This is a genomic window from Microbacterium sp. P26 (assembly GCF_023712585.1).
Lineage (GTDB): Bacteria > Actinomycetota > Actinomycetes > Actinomycetales > Microbacteriaceae > Microbacterium > Microbacterium algihabitans_A.
The window spans coordinates 587599-606462 of record NZ_JAMAXZ010000001.1; the positions used below are offsets into that span (position 1 = coordinate 587599).

Consider the following 18864-nt stretch of genomic DNA (forward strand, 5'->3'; position numbering starts at 1 on the left):
CGATCAGGGAGGACGACCGTGTCAGCACCAGCACGTGCCACGCCGTCGGTGAAAGAGACCACCTCGAAGAGGCCCCGCGGCACTCTGTACCGGGGCCGCGAAGGAATGTGGTCGTGGGTGCTTCACCGCATCACCGGCGTCGCCATCTTCTTCTTCCTCTTGGTGCACATCCTCGACACGGCGCTCATCCGCGTCTCGCCCGAGGCCTACGACGCCGTCATCGCGCAGTACAAGAACCCCATCATGGGCCTCGGCGAAGTCGCCCTCGTCGGCGCGGTCGCCTATCACGCGTTCAACGGCCTGCGCATCATCCTCGTGGACTTCTGGCCCTGGGCCACGCGCCACCAGCGTCAGCTGTGGTGGGGCGTGCTGGGCCTGTGGGTCGTCACGATGCTCGGGTTCACCCCGCGCCACCTGATCAACGTCTTCAGCGCCGTCACCGGGAGCCACTGATGTCCGTCGCCCAAGAAGCCGCCACGATCCCCGCCCCCCGCACCCCCAGCGTGCGCAAGAAGGGCTCCAACCTCGAGAAGTGGGGTTGGATCTACATGCGCGCCTCCGGCGTGCTGCTGATCGTCCTGATCTTCGGTCACCTCTTCGTCAACCTCATGACGGGCGAGGGCATCCACCAGGTCGACTTCGCGTTCGTCGCGGGCAAGCTCGCCTCGCCGTTCTGGCAGTGGTGGGACGTGCTGATGCTCTGGCTCGCCCTCATCCACGGCGCCAACGGCATGCGCACGATCGTCAACGACTACGTCGGCAACGCGACCGTCCGCAAGATCCTCGTCGGTTCCCTGTGGGTCTCGGCCGGCTTCCTCATCCTGCTCGGCACGCTCGTGGTCTTCACCTTCGACCCCTGCATCGGCGTGACCGAGTCCAGCAGCCTGTGGGACGTGTGCCAGGCGGCGTGAGCCGGTGGCATCCGATCTCCCCCGACGTCTTTCCCCTGACAGCAGAGGCATTGCACACGTGAGCACTCAGACCAGTTCGGACTCGATCGTCAAAGACGGCGTCCACTACCACCAGTTCGACGTCGTCATCGTCGGCGCCGGCGGCGCGGGCATGCGCGCGGCCATCGAGGCCGGCCCCGGCGCGAAGACCGCCGTCATCTCGAAGCTCTACCCCACGCGTTCGCACACCGGTGCGGCGCAGGGTGGCATGGCCGCGGCGCTGGCCAACGTCGAAGAGGACTCCTGGGAGTGGCACACCTTCGACACCATCAAGGGCGGCGACTACCTCGTCGACCAGGATGCCGCGGAGATCCTCGCCAAAGAGGCCATCGACGCCGTCATCGACCTCGAGAACATGGGCCTGCCGTTCAACCGCACGCCCGAGGGCAAGATCGATCAGCGCCGTTTCGGCGGGCACACCGCCGACCACGGAAAGACGCCCGTGCGCCGTGCCTGCTACGCCGCCGACCGTACCGGTCACATGATCCTGCAGACGCTGTTCCAGAACTGCGTCAAGCTCGGCATCAACTTCTTCAACGAGTTCTACGTGCTCGACCTCGTCACCGTGAAGGATGACGCCGGCAAGACGCAGGTCGCCGGTGTCGTGGCTTACGACCTGGCCACGGGCGAGCTGCACGTGTTCCAGTCGAAGGCCGTCATCTTCGCGACCGGCGGTTTCGGCAAGATCTTCAAGACCACCTCCAATGCCCACACCCTCACCGGTGACGGCGTCGGCATCGTGTGGCGCAAGGGCCTGCCGCTGGAGGACATGGAGTTCTTCCAGTTCCACCCGACCGGCCTCGCCGGCCTCGGCATCCTCCTCACCGAGGGTGCCCGCGGTGAGGGCGCGATCCTGCGCAACGCGAGCGGTGAGCGCTTCATGGAGCGCTACGCCCCCACCATCAAAGACCTCGCGCCCCGCGACATCGTCGCCCGCTGCATGGTGCAAGAAGTGGCCGAGGGCCGCGGAGCCGGCCCCCACCGCGACTACGTGCTGCTGGACTGCACGCACCTGGGCGCCGAGGTGCTCGAGACCAAGCTCCCCGACATCACCGAGTTCGCCCGCACCTACCTGGGCGTCGACCCGGTGGTCGAGCCGGTGCCGGTCATGCCGACCGCGCACTACGCGATGGGCGGCATCCCCACCAACATCAAGGCCGAGGTGCTCGCCGACAACGACACCGTCGTTCCGGGCCTCTACGCCGCCGGTGAGTGCGCGTGCGTCTCGGTGCACGGCTCGAACCGCCTCGGCACCAACTCGCTGCTCGACATCAACGTCTTCGGCAAGCGCGCCGGCCGCAACGCCGTCGAGTACGTCAAGACCGCCGACTTCGTGCCGCTCCCCGAAGACCCCGCCGCCGAGGTGCGCGGTCTCATCGAGGACCTGCGCAACAACAGCGGAACCGAGCGCATCGCGGTGCTGCGCAAGACGCTGCAGGACGAGATGGACAAGGGCGCGCAGGTCTTCCGCACGCACGAGTCGCTCGCCCACGTCATGGACGTGATCGCCGACCTCCGCGAGCGCTACAAGAACATCCACGTCGACGACAAGGGCAAGCGCTTCAACACCGACCTGCTCGAGGCCGTCGAGCTGGGCTTCCTGCTCGACCTCGCCGAGGTCGTCGTCTACTCGGCGCAGAACCGCGAGGAGAGCCGCGGCGGTCACATGCGCGACGACTTCCCCACGCGCGACGACGAGAAATACATGCAGCACACCATGGCGTACCTGTCGGGCGACCCCCACTCGTCGCACCCGGCCGATCACATCGAACTCGGCTGGAAGCCCGTGGTGTTCACCAAGAACGAGGCCGGGGAGCTCCGCTACCCGCCGCTGGAGAGGAAGTACTGAGATGGCATCCACCGTCGTCGAGACCGTAGACACCTCCGACGAGGTCGTGGAGACCCCCGAAGACACCGGGATCCAGTCGTTCCTCGTCACCTTCAACATCCGTCGCTTCGACCCCGAGGTCGATGACGAGCCGCGCTGGGTCGACTACGACGTGGAGCTGTTCTCCACCGACCGCGTGCTCGATGCCCTGCACAAGATCAAGTGGGAGGTCGACGGCTCGCTGTCGTTCCGCCGCTCGTGCGCGCACGGCATCTGCGGATCGGATGCCATGCGCATCAACGGCCGCAACCGCCTGGCCTGCAAGACGCTGATCAAGGATCTCGACATCTCGCAGCCGATCTACGTCGAGGCGATCAAGGGCCTTCCGCTCGAGAAGGACCTCATCGTCGACATGGAGCCGTTCTTCGCCTCCTACCGCGAGGTGCAGCCCTTCCTCATCTCGAACTCGAAGCCCGAGCCCGGCAAGGAGCGCGTGCAGTCGATCGTCGACCGCGAGGTCTTCGATGACACCACCAAGTGCATCCTGTGCGCCGCGTGCACCTCGTCGTGCCCCGTGTTCTGGACCGACGGTCAGTACTTCGGTCCCGCCGCGATCGTCAACGCGCACCGCTTCATCTTCGACTCGCGCGACGACGCGGGCGACGTGCGCCTCGACATCCTCAACGACAAAGAGGGCGTGTGGCGCTGCCGCACCACCTTCAACTGCACCGAGGCGTGCCCGCGCGGCATTGAGGTCACGAAGGCCATCGCCGAGGTCAAGCAGGCCGTCCTCCGCGGCGGTCGCTGACCTCAGCCTCTCGAACGGCGGGTGCGCGCAGGCGCCCCGCCGTTCGTCGTTCCCGGCGCGCGTGCGCGCGCGAGAGGCCACGACCCGTCGCTTCGGCGCGGGTCGAGGCGAAAGATCGTGGCGACTCCCGCGGGGCGACCGAAGGTTCCGGATGCCGGGATCCCGCGCGACGGCCGAGCCCGCGGCATCCGTTCATCTAGGCTTTCCAGGTGACCGAGACCGCCCCCGACCCGCGTCCGCTGCCCGCGGTGCGCGCCGAGGACACCTCGCTGCGGGAGCGCCTCGCGGAGGCCCAGTCGGCGGTGCGCGGGCGACTCGACCAGCCCCTCGCGCGGGCGCAACGCATCGCGCAGTGGTTCCCGATCCGGGTGTGGCGGCACTTCCTCCAGCACAACGGCTTCCTGCTCGCCGCCGGCATGAGCTACCAGGGGCTGTTCGCCGTCTTCTCGGCGCTGTATCTCGCGTTCGCGGGCGTGGGCATCTGGCTCGGCGGCAGCACCAGCGCGATCACGGGACTCATCCGGATCGTCAACAGCTACATCCCGGGCCTGATCAGCGAGAACGGACTCGTCGACCGCGACCAGGTCGAGGCCGTGGCGCAGGAGAGCGGGCGCCTGCTCACTGTCACCGGCATCGTGGCCGTCGTGGTGGTCGTGTGGACGGCGATCGGCTTCGTCACCTTCACCCGCCGCGCCGTGCGCGACACCTTCGGCCTCCCCTTCGACCTGCGCAACTACGTCATGCTCAAGGCCCGCGACTTCGTGGCCTCGGTGCTGTTCGGCATCTCGCTGCTCGTCGGCGCTCTGCTGGGTTCGGTGACCACCGGCGCCGTCGACCTCGTGTTCGGGCTCATCGGGTGGGATCGCGAGACCCTCGGCTGGTCGATCGGGGCGCGTCTGGTCTCGCTCGTCGTGGCGTTCGGCATCAACACCGTCGCCCTCGCCTCGCTGTTCCGCTTCTTGACCGGCACGACGCTGTCGTGGCGGCGCGCGTGGCCCGGCGCCGTCGTGGGTGCGACCGGCATCGTCGTGCTGCAGGTGGCCGCCGGTTTCCTCTTCGTCTACACCCCCTCGAACCCGCTGCTGGCGACCTTCACGGTGCTCATCGGATTCCTGCTGTGGTTCCGCTTCATCGGCATCGTGATCCTCGTGTCGGCGGCGTGGATCGCGGTGGCCGCGGGCGATCGCGACGTGCCGCTGCGCTCCCCCGAAGACCGCCGGGCGATGGAGCAGGCCGCCCTCGTCATCGCCGCCCAGGTGGGTCTGCGCGAGGCCGAGAAGGCGTTCGCGATGTCGCGATGGCCGCTCCGCTGGCGTGCGAAGCGTCGGGTGATCGCCGCCGAGAAGAACCTCGCGCGGGCCGAGGCCGACGTGCCCGCCCCTCGGCGGACGTCGCTGCTGCCCGACTGAGCCGGTTCGGGTCCGGATGCCGGCGGCCGGGCGCGCAGCCCCGTCCCGCCCGCACGGGCTCGATGTCGGAGGTCGTGGATAGGCTCGTGGGGTGGCTCGTTCCGTGCGTATCGTCTCCGTCAACGTCAATGGCATCCGTGCCGCCGTCCGCAAGGGCATGGTCGAATGGCTCGACGCCTCCGGCGCCGACATCGTCACCCTGCAAGAGGTGCGGGCCACCGCCGACCAGCTCGCCGAGGCCCTCCCCGGGTGGGAGATCGTCAACGACGAAGCCCTCGCGAAGGGGCGCGCGGGAGTCGCCATCCTCAGCCGCCTGCCCGGCGTCGAGACCCGCACGCACCTCGGCCCCGAGCCGCTCGATGCGTCGGGCCGGTGGATCGAGACCGACTTCGACATCGACGGCGAGACCGTCACCATCGTCAGCGCCTACGTGCACAGCGGCGAGGTCGACACCCCCAAGCAAGACGCGAAATGGCTGTTCCTCGACGCGATGGAACGCCGCCTCGCCGAGCTCGCCACCTCGAGCGAGCTGGCCCTCGTCACCGGCGATCTGAACGTCGGCCACAGGGAACTCGACATCAAGAACTGGCGCGGCAACCGCAAGAACGCCGGCTTCCTTCCGCGCGAGCGTGCCTACTTCGACCGCTTCTTCGGCCCCGCGGGCGAGCAGGTCGAGGGCGTCGACGGGTCGACCGGCACCGGCCTCGGCTGGATCGACGTGGGTCGCCGCGCCATGGGCGAGGTCGAGGGGCCGTACACGTTCTGGTCGATGCGCGGAAAGGCGTTCGACACCGACAGCGGCTGGCGCATCGACTACCACGTCGCCACGCCCGCCCTGGCCGAGCGCGTCACCTCGTACCGGGTCGACCGCGCCCCGTCCTACGACACCCGGTGGAGCGATCACTCCCCCGTGATCGTCGACTACACGCTCGGGCGCTGACGCCGGGGCGTACCCGCCCGGCCTCGGTGCGCGTCAGCCGCGGATCCCCGGGCGACCGGCCGCGGGCGTCGCCGCGCGTCGGGCGCGAATCCTCGGGCGACCGGCATCCGGTCCTCTCCGCCGCGAACGTGGCACCGGACCCATCGTCCGGTGGGGTGACCGTCGCCCTGCGTGCGCCGAGCGCGGTGCCCCGATGCGTCGCCGGGCCGGGTGCCGGCATCCGGACCCTCCCCCGACGGAAGGTCGGCCCCGCGCACGCGGCCTAGGATCGTACGGTGACCACCGAGCGCCTCTACTCCGGAATGCAGCCCTCCGCCGACAGCCTTCAGATCGGCAACTACATCGGGGCCCTCCTGCAGTGGCGCGACCTCCAGGACCAGTACGACGCCTTCTTCTCGGTCGTCGACCTGCACGCCCTGACGCAGCCCGGCGACCCCGCCGAGCGTCGCGAGAAGACCCGCCGCACCGCCGCCCAGTACATCGCCGCCGGCATCGAGCCCTCGCGCTCGACGCTGTACGTGCAGTCGCACGTGCCCGCGCACGCCGAGCTGCAGTGGGTACTGTCGACCCTCACGGGCTTCGGCGAGGCCGGGCGCATGACCCAGTTCAAGGACAAGTCGGCCCGCTACGGCACGGATGCCACCAACGTCGGCCTCTTCACCTATCCGGTGCTGATGGCCGCCGACATCCTGCTGTACCAGACCGACGTCGTGCCCGTCGGCGACGACCAGAAGCAGCACATCGAGCTCACGCGCGACCTGGCCGAGCGCTTCAATCAGCGCTTCGGTGAGACCTTCACGGTGCCGAAGCCCGTGATCCGGCGCGAGACCGCCCGCATCTACGACCTGCAGAACCCCACAGCCAAGATGTCGAAGTCGGCCGAGTCCGACGCGGGCGTGCTGTGGCTGCTCGACGACCCCAAGGTCAGCGCGAAGAAGATCATGCGCGCCATGACCGACTCCGAGGGGTCGGTGCGCTTCGACCGCGAGACCAAGCCGGGCGTCTCGAACCTGCTCGTCATCTACTCGGCCCTCACCGGCCGCGAGATCACCTCGATCGAAGACGAGTACGCGGGCCGCGGCTACGGCGACTTCAAGAAGGGCCTCGCCGAGGTCGTCGTCAACGAGTTCGAGCCGGTGCGCGCGCGGGCCATGGAACTGCTCGACGACCCCGCCGAACTCGACCGCGTGCTGGCCGTCAACGCCGGCAAGGCGGCATCCGTCGCCGAGAAGACCCTCACCGACGTGTACGACCGCATCGGCATGCTCCGGCGCGGCTGACCCTTCGGCTGTCCGACGCCCGCGCGACTCGCTGAGTCGTGCGGGCGTCGTGATTTCGGGGGCGGCTGTGGGCGTGCCTCCGGAGGCCCGATTGCGTCCAACGGCCGTCCGAGGGAAGCCCGTCCGCGGGGCTTCCCAGACACAGCGCAGGAATTCCACGCCTCTGCCCCCTCTCCGCCGTCCCCAGAGGTGGGCGCACGAGCGATTCTCCTGCGCTGCGTCGGGGGGACGGGGGGGGACGCCCTGTCCGCTGAGGAAACGTCGCCCCCATAGGCGAGTGACGGAGCGGAGCCGGACCCGCACGCCATCGCGACGTAGCGCAGGAGATTGACGCTCTGGGTGGAGCTCACGCCCCCTCTGCGGATACTGGAGCCCTATGCTCCTGCGTTATATCTCAGCGGGCACCCACGTGCTATCACCTGCTGAGCCGAGCGGAGTGCTGCCGAAGGCCGGCAACGGCGCGCGCGAGGATCTCAGGCTCGGAGAAAATCAGCCGCGCGGAGGGACGCAGAACCACGTAACCGCGCTCGGCCAGGCGCAGGTCGCGCAATCGATCTCGCTCCTGCGCCTCCCACCCACCGTGATGTGCGCGGCTGTCGCATTCGACGACGATCCAGTCATCGACCAGGAGGTCAACTCGCCCGACTCCGTCGATCTGCACCTGAACTCGAACGTCGCAGCCGTTCGCGCGCAGGAGAAGGCGGGCGATCGTCTCCGAACCCGCCTCCGCGCGAGCATCGATGAGGGGTCGAAGCACCTGATATCGGGCCGCGAGGAGCTTGAACACCTCCGCAAGGCCGTCCGCGTCGATCGCACCAGTGAACAAGGCGCTGTCGAGTGTCGCGATCGCGGCGCGAGGAGGCTGACAACGAACCGCAGCCGCAAGAGCCTCGACGATCGGGACCGTGTGGAGGCTGCCCGCGGCGCACGCGCGCCAGTGGACGACGACTCCCTGACTACCGGACAGTCGAGTCTCGCGGGAATGGGGCGACCTCAGCCGCGAACGCTCCGGCTCGACCTGGACGTGCAGACCATTCTTGTCGAGAACGAAAATGCCCGCTTCAGCGAGGGCGGACACGCAGTCGAGTCGACCGCCGACACGCTGCGCTGCCCGAACGGCTTGCGGCGCTGAGCCATCGAGGTAGACGTTCCGACGGGCGCGCACCAGCACCCCCTCGGCCAGCGCCGAGCGCACCTCGGCCCGGGTGGCCCCTGTTGCGCGTACGTCCGCGTAGCTCAGCGTGTGACCGGGTGCGAAATCGGGAATGGAAGGTGAGGTCATCCGACACACAGTGGACGGATCCTGCCGCAGTGATCGGCGAATCCGGCTCGAGCGGGGACAACTGGGGCAGCGGCGCCGGTGGGGAGAAGCCTCGACACAGCGCAGGAAAAGCGCTCCGTGTGCCCAATGATGCCGATGTCATTGCCGTTCCTCACAGTGCACGTCCTGCGTTGTGTTCACCGAGGCTCGCGCCGCCCTGGACCGGTCACCGGTCCCACGCCGGGTCGGGCAGGCCCGCCTGTGCGCGGTGCGGGGCGCAACGCAGGATCTTCTCGGGTGATCCGCGACGTGTGGCGTGTGGGGGCGCGGAACGGGCGGAAAGTCCTGCGTTGTGCCGCAGCACCGCGCCGAGGTGCGGCTGCCCCGGCCACGCTACCCGCGGACGGGCCCGCCGCCGCCGGTAGCGTGGCCGGATGGAACCGGAGATCCTGCGCACCGCCCGCCTCGAGCTGTCGGCGCCGCGCGGGAGCGACGTCGCGGCGATCCACGCGGAGTGCCAAGATGCCGCGATCCAGCGGTTCACGACCGTGCCGTCGCCCTACCTGCCGGCCGACGCCGAGACGTTCGTCGAACTGACGCGCACGTGGTGGACCGAGGGGTCGGAGGCGACGTGGGCGATTCGCTTCGAGGGGCGACTGGTCGGCATGGTGGGCCTAGCCAAACTGCCGTCGGGTGGTCCCGAGATCGGCTACTGGGTCTCGTCGAGCGTGCGCGGTCAAGGGCTGGCCACCGAGGCGGCGCGGGCCGTTGTCGACTGGGGCTTCGCCGCCGAACGGCCGACGGTGCAGCGCATCGAGTGGCGTGCGGTCGTGGGCAATCTCGAGTCGGCGCGCGTGGCGCGGGCGGTCGGGTTCCGCTACGAGGGGCTGCTGCGGCAGGCGGGCGTGAACTCGCTGGGGCGCTCCGACATGTGGGTGGGCGGGCTGCTGCGCTCCGACGCCCGCGACCCTCAGCCCTGGCCCGTGCTCTAGGCCGGGGGCAAGGGCCTGCGCCGATGTCGGAGGTCCGTGGCAGCATGGCCGCATGCCGGAGATGCCAGAGGTCGAGGGGCTCGTCGAATACCTGCGCGGGCGCGTGACGGGGCTGCGCGTCGACAAGGCCACCGTGTCGGCCATCAACGCACTGAAGACCTACGACCCGCCGCTCACCGCGCTGGTCGGGGCCCACGTGACGGGTGTCGATCGCCACGGCAAGTTCGTCGACGTCTCGACCGATGCGGGCGTGCACCTGGTGTTCCACCTCGCCAAGGCGGGATGGCTGCGGTGGTACGACGCGCTACCCGCGACGATCATCAAGCCCGGCAAGACGCCGATCGCCCTGCGCGTCGGCTTCGATGACGGCTCGGGGTTCGACCTCACCGAGGCCGGCACCAAGAAGTCGCTCGCGGTGTACGCCGTTCGCTCCCCCGCCGAGGTGCCGGGCGTCGCGCGGCTCGGTCCCGATCCGCTGAGCGAGGGCTTCGACCGCGCGACGTTCGGCTCGCTGCTCGAGGGGCGTCGCACGCAGATCAAGGGCGTGCTGCGCGACCAGTCGATCATCGCGGGCGTCGGCAACGCCTACTCCGACGAGATCCTGCACGCGGCCAAGATGTCGCCGTATGCGCTGGCGGCGAATCTGTCGGATGCCGAGGTCGACCAGCTCTACGCGGCGATGACGACGACTCTGGCCGAGGCGATCGACGCGGCACGCGGCAAACCGCCCGCCGAGTTGAAGGACGCCAAGCGCCGCGGCATGCGCGTGCACGGGCGACGCGGCGAGGCGTGTCCGGTCTGCGGCGATGAGGTGCGCAGCGTGTTCTTCGCCGACAACTCCCTCGAGTACTGCCCCACCTGCCAGACCGGCGGCAAGCTGCTCGCCGACCGCCGGCTGTCGCGGCTGCTCAAGTGACGTTATCGCCCGGCTCTTCACCCGCCCATCGCAGGGGAAGCACGACGCTCGCCCCACCCGAGCCGGAGAGGTCGACGCGCAGGCGCACCTTGTCGCCGCTCTCGAGCACGGTGACACGACGATCCTGTCCGACGTAGGTTCCCGCTCTCGCGATTGTCACATCCACCGAGGTCAGCGTCACCTGCGGATCGGCGAGGGCGAGCCAGGGCTGAGTCGCCGAGGGAGCGAAGACGAACGAGACCGGCTGCGTCACGGACACTCCGGCTATCGGCCCGCCCGCGGCCCACACGTTCGCGGTGACGACGCCCGACTGCGCGAACCTCACGGCGTGAGCGTCTGCGCCCTGGGCGAGGGTAACGACCCTCGCGTCGATGGTCTCCGCGAAATCCCGCACCCTGACGAGACTCGCACCGGGCAGCATGACGTACTCGTAAGAACCCGACGTCGGATCGACGCCGTGATCGATCGACACGCGCGCGTACCGTCGAGTCGTCACTGGGGTGGTGCCCCCGAAGGCGATATCCGACCACCGCCCCGACCGTTCTTCCCACGCGACGTCGACGAGACCCTGCTGCAGCAGGACGTATCCGCCGGTGCCGTCGAGATGGATCCAGGGGCGGTCGGTGAGACGCTTCTGGGTGCCGAGCGGGAATGGCATCCGCTCATCGTCGACAGTGAAGATGCACTCCCCTTCGGCACCCAGATTGCGGTTGTCGACGACGGTCGCGACCGGGTAGCCGTCGGCGGAGGAGATGTCACTCCCGAGACAGACGAGGACATCCTCGGCGAAGAACCACGACTTCTTTGCGGCGAGGGTCGAGTTCATCGGCTTCGCGATGGTTCCGATCGCTGCGGCGTTCTCGCAGAGCGCGCCGCCCGCCCACGCGTTGCTCGGCCGGGTGTTCGCGAAGTCGCCGCCGAATCCGTCGGGGACGGGTTTTCGACTCACCGTGATTCCGGGATGGGCGTACGGATCGACCGTCGGCCAGTAGTCGTCGGCGAACTGCGTCGATCCGAGACCATCCACGCCCCACCAACTGACCATGCCGACGCCGGTGTGCCACCCCCGACGGTTGGCGTTGTTTCCGTATTCGTAGTACGAGGTACGGGTGGACGACATGGCGATCGCGACGCCCCATGTGCTCGCCCGCAGCACCGCCCGGCTCATCATCGTGAACGACCGTGATGATGCAGCGGCGCTGGGGACGATCGAAAGGTCTCGAAGGACGTCGGAGACGACGCTGTACTCGTCTTGACGCATCGTCGTGATAGGGGTCGGTTGGGAGCGCGAGAAGAAGTCTGCGAACCGCGCGCGCCATGAGGCCCGAACCGACGTCGGCACGACGTCGCTGAGGCGCACGAGCTGGGCGACCAGGTGACGGCCGCGCGTGTTGTCGCTCGTGCCGATCCATGCGCACGCCCTCCCTGAGACGGCGTCGGGCACGATGCTCGCGATGAGCAGGGGCAGCACCCCGTCTTCCACGTGCTGCACCAGGCGGGACAGGTCCGTGGCCGAGAGCGCCCACGAGGTCCCGGCGGTCAGTCCGGCCAACAGAGCCACTCCGCGCAGCAGTTCGGCTCCGTAGGTGCCCGTGTAGGCCACGCGGGTGTGCTGCACGAAAGATCCGTCAGCGTAGAACCCGTCACCCTTCCACACGGTGTCGATCACCTTCGGCACCGCCGCCATGCCCGCCGATATCAACGCGGGATCCCCGGAGAGGACACCGGAGAGCACGCGACTGACGAGCATGTCGGACGTGTTGGCGGCCGTTGCGAGCGCGATGCTCGCGTCGGACACGTGACCACCGACGGCACCGACGATCCGGGTCACTTGCGCGGGCGTCAACGACCCGTGCGCGAAGATCGCCGCGCTCAGAAGCCTCTGGGGCGCGCCGATCGCCCAGTCGTACCAGTTGCCGTATTCGACCGCTCCGGGTTGGTAGGCGATCTCGATGAAGCGCAGAACTCCGGCCGCGATTCGTGTCGACACCGACTCGTCGCCCCAGAGGGCGCTGCCCGACGTCCGTGACGCGATACCGATCGCCTCCAGCCTGTTCGCGGTCGACGTGAGGTTGGCGGAGTTGGTTCCGAGCGGAAGATCCGCCCAGAGACTCGACGACGAGAGCAGCATCGACCTGGCCCAGAGCCCCGCGCGATAGTTCGAGACACCGAGTTCGCCGGCCGCGGCCTTGGCGACGTTCTCGTCGAAGTGGTCGCCGTCGAGGGACTCGCCGACGGCCGTCAGTCGCCACCGCTGTCGCAGATCGTCGATCGTGGGAGTTCTTGCGAGAACCGAGGCGGTGGTCGTCCCGATGGCGCTGGCCGCGGTGATCCACCCCACGCCCGTCGAATCCGCACGCACGAAGAAGGACGCGACGCCCCCTGCGATCACGACGGTGGCGGGTCCCCGCACGCCGGCGCTGTAGACGAGCGCCGCGCTGACCCCCCTCGTGTCGACGTCGTCGACATGCAGACTAACGAGCACGTTCTGTTCGAGCGTCGTCGTGTACGCCGTGCTTCCGAACCGCATGCGCGATGTCGAAGCCGCGTAAGCGGGCGACGCGACCATGACAGAGACGGCCGGGACCGCCCACACGGCGCCCGCCATCAGCTGTCGACGGGTTGCCAGGTCTCCGTGGTCTGCGTTCGGGTTCTGCGGCATGTCTCCCTCTCGGATGTCGGTCGATCCTGGTCGGCCGAGCGCGGTCGTCCGCAAGGCAGGGGGCGCGCGGCAGAGGGGTGAAGCCACCCGCGATGCGTCGCCGATCACGACGAGAAGGTCCTCCGAAGGCGGTGAGCCCCCGATGACCAGCGGTCACGGGATCACCACCAAACGTCGCTCCATGACGGGGAATGAAACCGCCCGAGCGGCGTTGAGTAGACTCCGAAGAGCAAAAACGTGCTCCGGGGTCGGTGAGAATCCGAACCGGCGGTGATAGTCCGCGAACCCCTCCGCTCAGGCGGTGGGGCCGATCCGGTGGAATTCCGGGACCGACGGTGATGCGAGGGTCAGCCCTCGCTAGTCCGGATAGGAGGCAGCACGGATGGCGCGACGCGCCTTCCCGCTGGCCCTGCCCCGATTCCGCGGGAAGGACAGGGAAATGGCATCCGCCGTCGAGATCGACGCCATGCGGCGAGCGCTGCAGCTCGCCCGGCGCGGCCCGCGCGGGCTCAACCCGCAGGTCGGAGCCGTGATCCTCTCGCCCGAGGGCGTGATCCTCGCCGAAGGCTTCCACCGCGGAGCCGGCACCGCCCACGCCGAGGTCGACGCGCTCTCGCAGCTCGCCCCCGGCGCGGCCCGCGGCACCACCGCCGTCGTGACCCTCGAGCCGTGCAATCACACCGGTCGCACCGGTCCCTGCGCCGTCGCGCTCATCGAGGCGGGGGTCGCGCGCGTGGTCTTCGCGCTCGACGACCCCACCGACGCCGCAGCCGGCGGCGCCGATCGCCTGCGCGCAGCCGGCGTCGACGTCGAGTCGGGACCCGAGGCGGATGCCGCCGCGGCGCTCGTCGCCGACTGGACGCACCTGCAGCGCACCGGCCGCCCGCACGTCACGGTCAAGTGGGCGCAGAGCCTCGACGGTCGCGCCGCCGCCGACGACGGCACGAGCCAGTGGATCACCGGACCCGACGCCCGACGCGACGTGCACGCGCGCCGTGCGCAGGCCGACGCGATCGTCGCCGGCACGGGCACCGTGCGCTCCGACGACCCCGCGCTGACCGCGCGAGCGGACGACGGGACGCTCCTTGAGGACCAGCCGATGCCCGTCATCATCGGCGAGAGCGAGACGGCTCCGGATGCCGCGGTGCGCCGCCACCCGCGCGACCCCCTGTTCTATGCGACGCGCGACCTGCACGCGGTGCTCGCCGACCTCGCCGAGCAGGGCGTGCAGCGCGTGTTCGTCGAGGGCGGGCCGACGCTGGCGAGCGCGTTCGTGCGCGAGGGCCTCGCCGACGAGCTGCTCGTCTACGTCGCGCCCGTGCTGCTCGGTGGCTCACGCCTCGCTCTGGGGGATGTGGGCGTGCCGAGCATCGACGCGGCGAAGCGCCTGTCAATGGCATCCGTCACCCCCCTCGGCGACGATCTGCTGATCGTCGCCCGCCCGGCCGCGACCACACCCCGAAGAACCGAGACTGTGCCCGCGACCGCGGGCGAGAACGAAGGAGACGCCTGATGTTCACCGGAATCGTCGAAGAGATCGGCGCCGTCACGGCCGTCGAGCCCTCGGGCGACGGCGTGCGCCTGACCCTGCGCGCCCCCCTGTCGGTGTCGGACGCCGGTCACGGCGACTCGATCTCGGTGAGCGGCGTGTGCCTCACTGTCGTCGACCAGGGCGACGACTGGTTCACCGCCGACGTGATGAAGCAGACCCTCGACATGTCGACGCTCGCGGGCGTCGCCCCGGGCCTCCCGGTCAACCTCGAGCGAGCGACAGCCGCGCACGGCCGCCTGGGCGGGCACATCGTGCAGGGCCACATCGACGGCACCGGCGTGGTGCGCGAGGTGCGACCCGGTGCGCAGTGGAGCGTCGTGCGCGTCGGCATCCCGGCCCACCTCGCCCCTCTCGTGGTCGACAAGGGATCGATCGCGATCGACGGCGTCTCGCTCACCGTCAGTGCCGTGAGCGACGCCTCCGAGCCCGAGCCGTGGCTCGAGGTCTCGCTGATCCCCGAAACGCTCGAGGCCACGACCCTGGGCCGCGCCGAAGCCGGCACGCCCGTGAACCTCGAAACCGACATTCTGGCCCGTCATGTCCAGCGCATGCTCGCCTTCCGCACGACAGAGAATCCCGCGGCGACCGCCGCACAGACCGAGAGGGGCTCCCGATGAGCCTGTCCACCATCCCCGAGGCCCTGGAGGCCCTGCGTCAGGGTCGACCCATCCTGGTCGCCGACGACGAGAACCGCGAGAACGAGGGCGACGTCATCATCTCGGCGCAGCTCGCGACCCCCGAGTGGCTCGCCTGGACCGTGCGGTGGTCCAGCGGATACGTCTGCGCCCCCATGCCCGGCGAATGGGCCGATCGCCTCGACCTGCCTCCCATGGTCGAGGTCAACCAGGACGCCCGCGGCACCGCGTACACGGTCAGCGTCGACGCGGCATCCGGGGTCACCACCGGCATCAGCGCCGCCGACCGCGCGCGAACCCTCAACGTGCTCTCCGACCCCGCGTCGGTTCCGACCAGCCTCATCCGCCCCGGACACGTGCTGCCGCTGCGCGCCGTCGACGGCGGCGTGCGCGAGCGCGCGGGCCACACCGAGGCCGCGGTCGACCTCATGCGCCTCGCGGGACTCGAACCCGTCGGCGCGATCGCCGAGGTCGTCGCCGAAGACGGCAGCATGATGCGCCTGCCCGGACTCTTCGAGCTCGGCGAGCGCGACGGCATCCCGGTCATCACGATCGAGCAGCTCATCGGCTACCTCAACGAGACCGACCCGCTGCCCGCGACCGCCCCCGCGCGCCGCCGGGTGAGCCTGCGCGCCGAGTCGAACGTGCCCACCTCGCACGGCACCTTCCGCTTCCTCGCGTACAAGGACCGCATCACCGGCACCGACCACCTCGCCGTCGTGTCGGGCGACCTCTCGGATGAGGCCCCGCTCGTGCGGGTGCACTCCGAGTGCCTGACGGGTGAGGCCTTCGGTTCGCTCAAGTGCGAGTGCGGTCCGCAGCTCGAGGCGGCCCTCGACACGATCGACCGCGATGGCGGCATCGTGATCTACATGCGCGGACACGAGGGTCGCGGCATCGGCCTGATCAACAAGCTGCGCGCCTACAACCTGCAGGAGCGCGGCATGGACACCGTCGACGCCAACCTCGCCCTCGGCCTGCCCGCCGATGCGCGCGACTACGCCGCCGCCGCCGGCATCCTGACCGACCTCGGCGTCGAGAAGGTGCGCCTGCTGACGAACAACACCGACAAGGTCGCGCAGCTGCGCGGCTTCGGCCTCGACGTCGTCGAGCAGGTTCCGCTGCTCGTGGGCGTCGGCCCCAACAACCACCAGTACCTCGAGACGAAGCGCGACCGCATGGGTCACATCATCGCCGAGGACGACCTGCGCGACGCCCTCGCGCACATGAAGGAAGAGAGCGCCTGATGGCCGGCAGTGGAGCACCCGAGACCGGCGGCGTCGACGCGTCGGGTCTGAACGTCGTCGTGGTCGCGGGAACGTGGCACGAGGTCATCACGAACGGTCTGATCGCGGGCGCGAAGCGCGTGCTCGACGCGACCGGCGCGACCTACCGCGTCGTGCGGGTCCCCGGCTCGTTCGAGCTGCCCGTCGCCGCCCGCGCGGCCTTCGAGGGCGGGGCGGATGCCGTGGTGGCCCTGGGCGTGATCATCCGGGGCGGAACGCCGCACTTTGAGTTCGTCTCGTCGGCGGCCACCGACGGCCTGACCCGCGTGGCCCTCGACGCCGGAAAGCCCGTCGGCTTCGGCGTGCTCACGCTGGACGACGAGCAGCAGGGCCTCGACCGTGCGGGCCTCGAGGGCTCCAAGGAGGACAAGGGCGAAGAGGCCGCGGATGCCGCGATCCGCACCGCCCTCGTTTTGCGCGACCTGCGCGGCTGACGCGTTCTTCACGACGGGCCCGGCGACCTCTGCGGTCGCCGGGCCCGTTCGCGTTCGCGGGCCGGCGGGAGGTGGCTGAGCCTGTCGAAGCCACCGGGGGCGTGCGGGTCAGGGGGAGGGAGGTGGCTGAGCATGTCGAAGCCACCGGGGGTCCGCGGGTCGGGGCGGGCGCGGGTCGGAGGCGGGCCCTTCGACAAGCTCAGGGACCGCACGCGGGTCGGGGCCCTGCTCAACGCCGGTCTCGCCGTCATCTGGCGCTGACCGCGCGCGTCGGGGGCGCGCTCAGCGCGCGCATAGACTGGAGGGTCTAGACGCCCCTCACTCGGGGACGTCGCCGGTGCCTCCGCCCGTGCGCTCTCTCACCACCACCCCCGTGACCGCTGCGCGCCACCGCTGCGCCCCACCCCGGACGCGATTGAAGACCCTTCCCGTCAGGCAGTCATGACCACGTCATCCCCCTCCACTCGCTCGACCCCGGCCGCACCGGCCAACCCGCGCTCGCGCGTCATCACCGCGAGCCTCATCGGCACCACGATCGAGTTCTACGACTTCTACGCGTACGCCACGGCGGCCGTGCTCGTGTTCCCGGTGCTCTTCTTCCCCACCGGCAACGAGACCACCTCGCTGCTGCTGTCGTTCAGCGTCTTCGGCGCCGCGATGGTCGCGCGCCCCCTCGGTGCCGTCGTGTTCGGCCATTTCGGCGACCGCTTCGGCCGCAAGGCCACCCTCGTGGCATCCCTTCTCACGATGGGTGTCGCGACCTTCCTCATCGGCTGCCTGCCGACCTTCAACGAGATCGGCGTCTGGGCCGCGGTGCTGCTGCTGATCATGCGCCTCGCGCAGGGCTTCGCCCTCGGCGGCGAGTGGTCGGGCGCGGCGCTGGTCGCCACCGAGAACGCCCCGAAGGGAAAGCGCGCCCTGTTCGGCACGTTCCCGCAGCTGGGCGCCCCGATCGGCTTCATCATCGCCAACACGGTGTTCCTCGTGATCAACTTCGCCCTGCCGCACCCCGACGGCACGGCTCAGCGCTCCGAGGAGTTCCTCACCTGGGGCTGGCGCGTGCCGTTCCTGTTCTCGGCGATCATGGTCATCGTCGGCCTCTACGTGCGCCTCAAGCTGGTCGAGAGCGAGTCGTTCGCGAAGGCCGAGAAGAGCGGCGCGATCCGCAAGTTCCCGCTGGGTGAGGTGCTCCGCCGCAACTGGAAGCAGCTGATCCTCGGCACGTTCATCATGCTGGCGACCTACGTGCTGTTCTATCTGATGACGAGCTTCACGCTGTCGTACGGCACCAAGCCCACCGCCGAGGGAGCCGCCGCTGCGGCCGAGAAGGCCGGCACCGCGTTCGACGCCGCCGCCTACGTGCCCGGCCTCGGCTTCGGCTACACCGACTTCGTGATCATGCAGATCATCGGCGTGGTGTTCTTCGGTGTGTTCACGATGCTCTCCGGCCCCGTCGCCGACGCGATCGGCCGTAAGCGTCTGCTGATCGGCGTGACCATCGCGATCATCGTGTTCGGTCTGCTGTTCTCGGTGTTCCTGTTGCCCGCGGCCGATCCCAAGTTCACCGGAGCGCTGGTGCAGGCCTTCCTGGTGCTGGGCTTCCTGCTCATGGGCGCGACCTTCGGCCCGATGGGCGCGGTGCTGCCGGAGCTTTTCCCGACCAACACCCGCTACACCGGGTCGGCGATCTCGTACAACGTCTCGTCGATCCTGGGCGCGGCCCTCGCGCCGATCGTCGCGGTCGCGCTGTGGGCCGCCGGCGACGGCAACCCGTGGCTCGTGGGCGTGTATCTCTCGGTCATGGGCGTGCTGACGCTGATCGCCCTCGTGCTCTCGCCCGAGACGAAGGACGTCGACTACGACGACAACATCGCCGCCGGAGCGACCGCGCCGTAACCACGCGTTCGCATC

The 18864-nt window shown here is 69.6% G+C and carries 17 protein-coding genes; 15 read left to right on the forward strand and 2 right to left on the reverse strand.

Annotation, left to right across the window (positions count from 1 at the left end; genetic code table 11):
- Nucleotides 1-18 precede the first annotated feature (18 nt).
- The 7 genes from sdhC (at nt 19) to trpS (ending at nt 7215) form a co-directional block, all read left to right on the forward strand.
- Nucleotides 19-453 carry a succinate dehydrogenase, cytochrome b556 subunit gene (sdhC, locus tag M3667_RS02775; protein WP_251504620.1) on the forward strand — a complete coding sequence of 145 codons (435 nt, stop codon included), beginning with the start codon at nt 19-21 and terminating at the stop codon, nt 451-453.
- A complete protein-coding gene (locus M3667_RS02780; protein WP_251504623.1) occupies nt 453-911 on the forward strand; it encodes a succinate dehydrogenase hydrophobic membrane anchor subunit in 459 nt (152 codons plus the stop codon). The genes sdhC and M3667_RS02780 overlap by 1 nt, the downstream gene beginning before the upstream one ends.
- Before the next feature lie 58 nt (nt 912-969).
- Complete coding sequence (gene sdhA / locus M3667_RS02785; RefSeq protein ID WP_251504626.1) at nt 970-2799, forward strand: succinate dehydrogenase flavoprotein subunit; 1830 nt, start codon at nt 970-972, stop codon at nt 2797-2799.
- 1 nt (nt 2800) lies between these two features.
- On the forward strand, nt 2801-3586 hold the full coding sequence (locus tag M3667_RS02790) for a succinate dehydrogenase iron-sulfur subunit (RefSeq protein WP_251504629.1): 786 nt from the start codon (nt 2801-2803) through the stop codon (nt 3584-3586).
- Nucleotides 3587-3795: 209 nt separating this feature from the next.
- Nucleotides 3796-4995 carry a YihY/virulence factor BrkB family protein gene (locus M3667_RS02795; protein ID WP_251504632.1) on the forward strand — a complete coding sequence of 400 codons (1200 nt, stop codon included), beginning with the start codon at nt 3796-3798 and terminating at the stop codon, nt 4993-4995.
- Between the two features lie 91 nt (nt 4996-5086).
- On the forward strand, nt 5087-5935 hold the full coding sequence (locus tag M3667_RS02800; protein WP_251504635.1) for an exodeoxyribonuclease III: 849 nt from the start codon (nt 5087-5089) through the stop codon (nt 5933-5935).
- Between the two features lie 275 nt (nt 5936-6210).
- Entirely contained in the window at nt 6211-7215 is a 1005-nt protein-coding gene (gene trpS / locus M3667_RS02805; protein ID WP_308196425.1) for a tryptophan--tRNA ligase, read from the forward strand.
- A 415-nt stretch (nt 7216-7630) separates the two neighbouring features.
- Here trpS and M3667_RS02810 read toward each other — a convergent pair whose 3' ends face one another.
- Nucleotides 7631-8497 carry an endonuclease domain-containing protein gene (locus M3667_RS02810; RefSeq protein WP_251504638.1) on the reverse strand — a complete coding sequence of 289 codons (867 nt, stop codon included), beginning with the start codon at nt 8495-8497 and terminating at the stop codon, nt 7631-7633.
- 413 nt (nt 8498-8910) lie between these two features.
- Here M3667_RS02810 and M3667_RS02815 point away from each other — a divergent pair, with 413 nt between their 5' ends.
- Together M3667_RS02815 and M3667_RS02820 are read left to right on the forward strand one after the other, a co-directional pair.
- Entirely contained in the window at nt 8911-9468 is a 558-nt protein-coding gene (locus tag M3667_RS02815) for a GNAT family N-acetyltransferase (protein WP_251504641.1), read from the forward strand.
- 52 nt (nt 9469-9520) lie between these two features.
- A complete protein-coding gene (locus M3667_RS02820) occupies nt 9521-10384 on the forward strand; it encodes an Fpg/Nei family DNA glycosylase (RefSeq protein WP_251504644.1) in 864 nt (287 codons plus the stop codon).
- On the opposite strand, the gene M3667_RS02825 is transcribed toward M3667_RS02820, so the two are convergent.
- Nucleotides 10377-12914: a polysaccharide lyase 8 family protein gene (locus M3667_RS02825; RefSeq protein WP_251504647.1), complete on the reverse strand. Its 2538-nt coding sequence runs from the start codon at nt 12912-12914 to the stop codon at nt 10377-10379. The genes M3667_RS02820 and M3667_RS02825 overlap by 8 nt on opposite strands.
- Nucleotides 12915-13485: 571 nt before the next feature.
- Here M3667_RS02825 and ribD point away from each other — a divergent pair.
- The 6 genes from ribD to M3667_RS02850 all read left to right on the forward strand — a co-directional run bounded on the left by ribD (nt 13486) and on the right by M3667_RS02850 (nt 18849).
- On the forward strand, nt 13486-14559 hold the full coding sequence (gene ribD / locus M3667_RS02830; protein WP_251504650.1) for a bifunctional diaminohydroxyphosphoribosylaminopyrimidine deaminase/5-amino-6-(5-phosphoribosylamino)uracil reductase RibD: 1074 nt from the start codon (nt 13486-13488) through the stop codon (nt 14557-14559).
- Nucleotides 14559-15215, forward strand: a complete 657-nt coding sequence (locus M3667_RS02835; protein WP_251504655.1) for a riboflavin synthase — start codon at nt 14559-14561, stop codon at nt 15213-15215. The genes ribD and M3667_RS02835 overlap by 1 nt, the downstream gene beginning before the upstream one ends.
- Nucleotides 15212-16480: a GTP cyclohydrolase II gene (gene ribA, locus M3667_RS02840; RefSeq protein ID WP_144829050.1), complete on the forward strand. Its 1269-nt coding sequence runs from the start codon at nt 15212-15214 to the stop codon at nt 16478-16480. The genes M3667_RS02835 and ribA overlap by 4 nt, the downstream gene beginning before the upstream one ends.
- The gene (gene ribH, locus M3667_RS02845) at nt 16480-16953 is read left to right on the forward strand and encodes a 6,7-dimethyl-8-ribityllumazine synthase (RefSeq protein ID WP_251504658.1); all 474 of its coding nucleotides are present in this window, start codon (nt 16480-16482) and stop codon (nt 16951-16953) included. Before ribA ends, ribH begins: the two co-directional genes overlap by 1 nt.
- Nucleotides 16954-17085: 132 nt before the next feature.
- On the forward strand, nt 17086-17214 hold the full coding sequence (locus M3667_RS16705; protein WP_285837337.1) for a hypothetical protein: 129 nt from the start codon (nt 17086-17088) through the stop codon (nt 17212-17214).
- Nucleotides 17215-17394: 180 nt separating this feature from the next.
- On the forward strand, nt 17395-18849 hold the full coding sequence (locus tag M3667_RS02850) for an MFS transporter (protein WP_251504661.1): 1455 nt from the start codon (nt 17395-17397) through the stop codon (nt 18847-18849).
- The last annotated feature ends 15 nt before the right edge of the window (nt 18850-18864 follow it).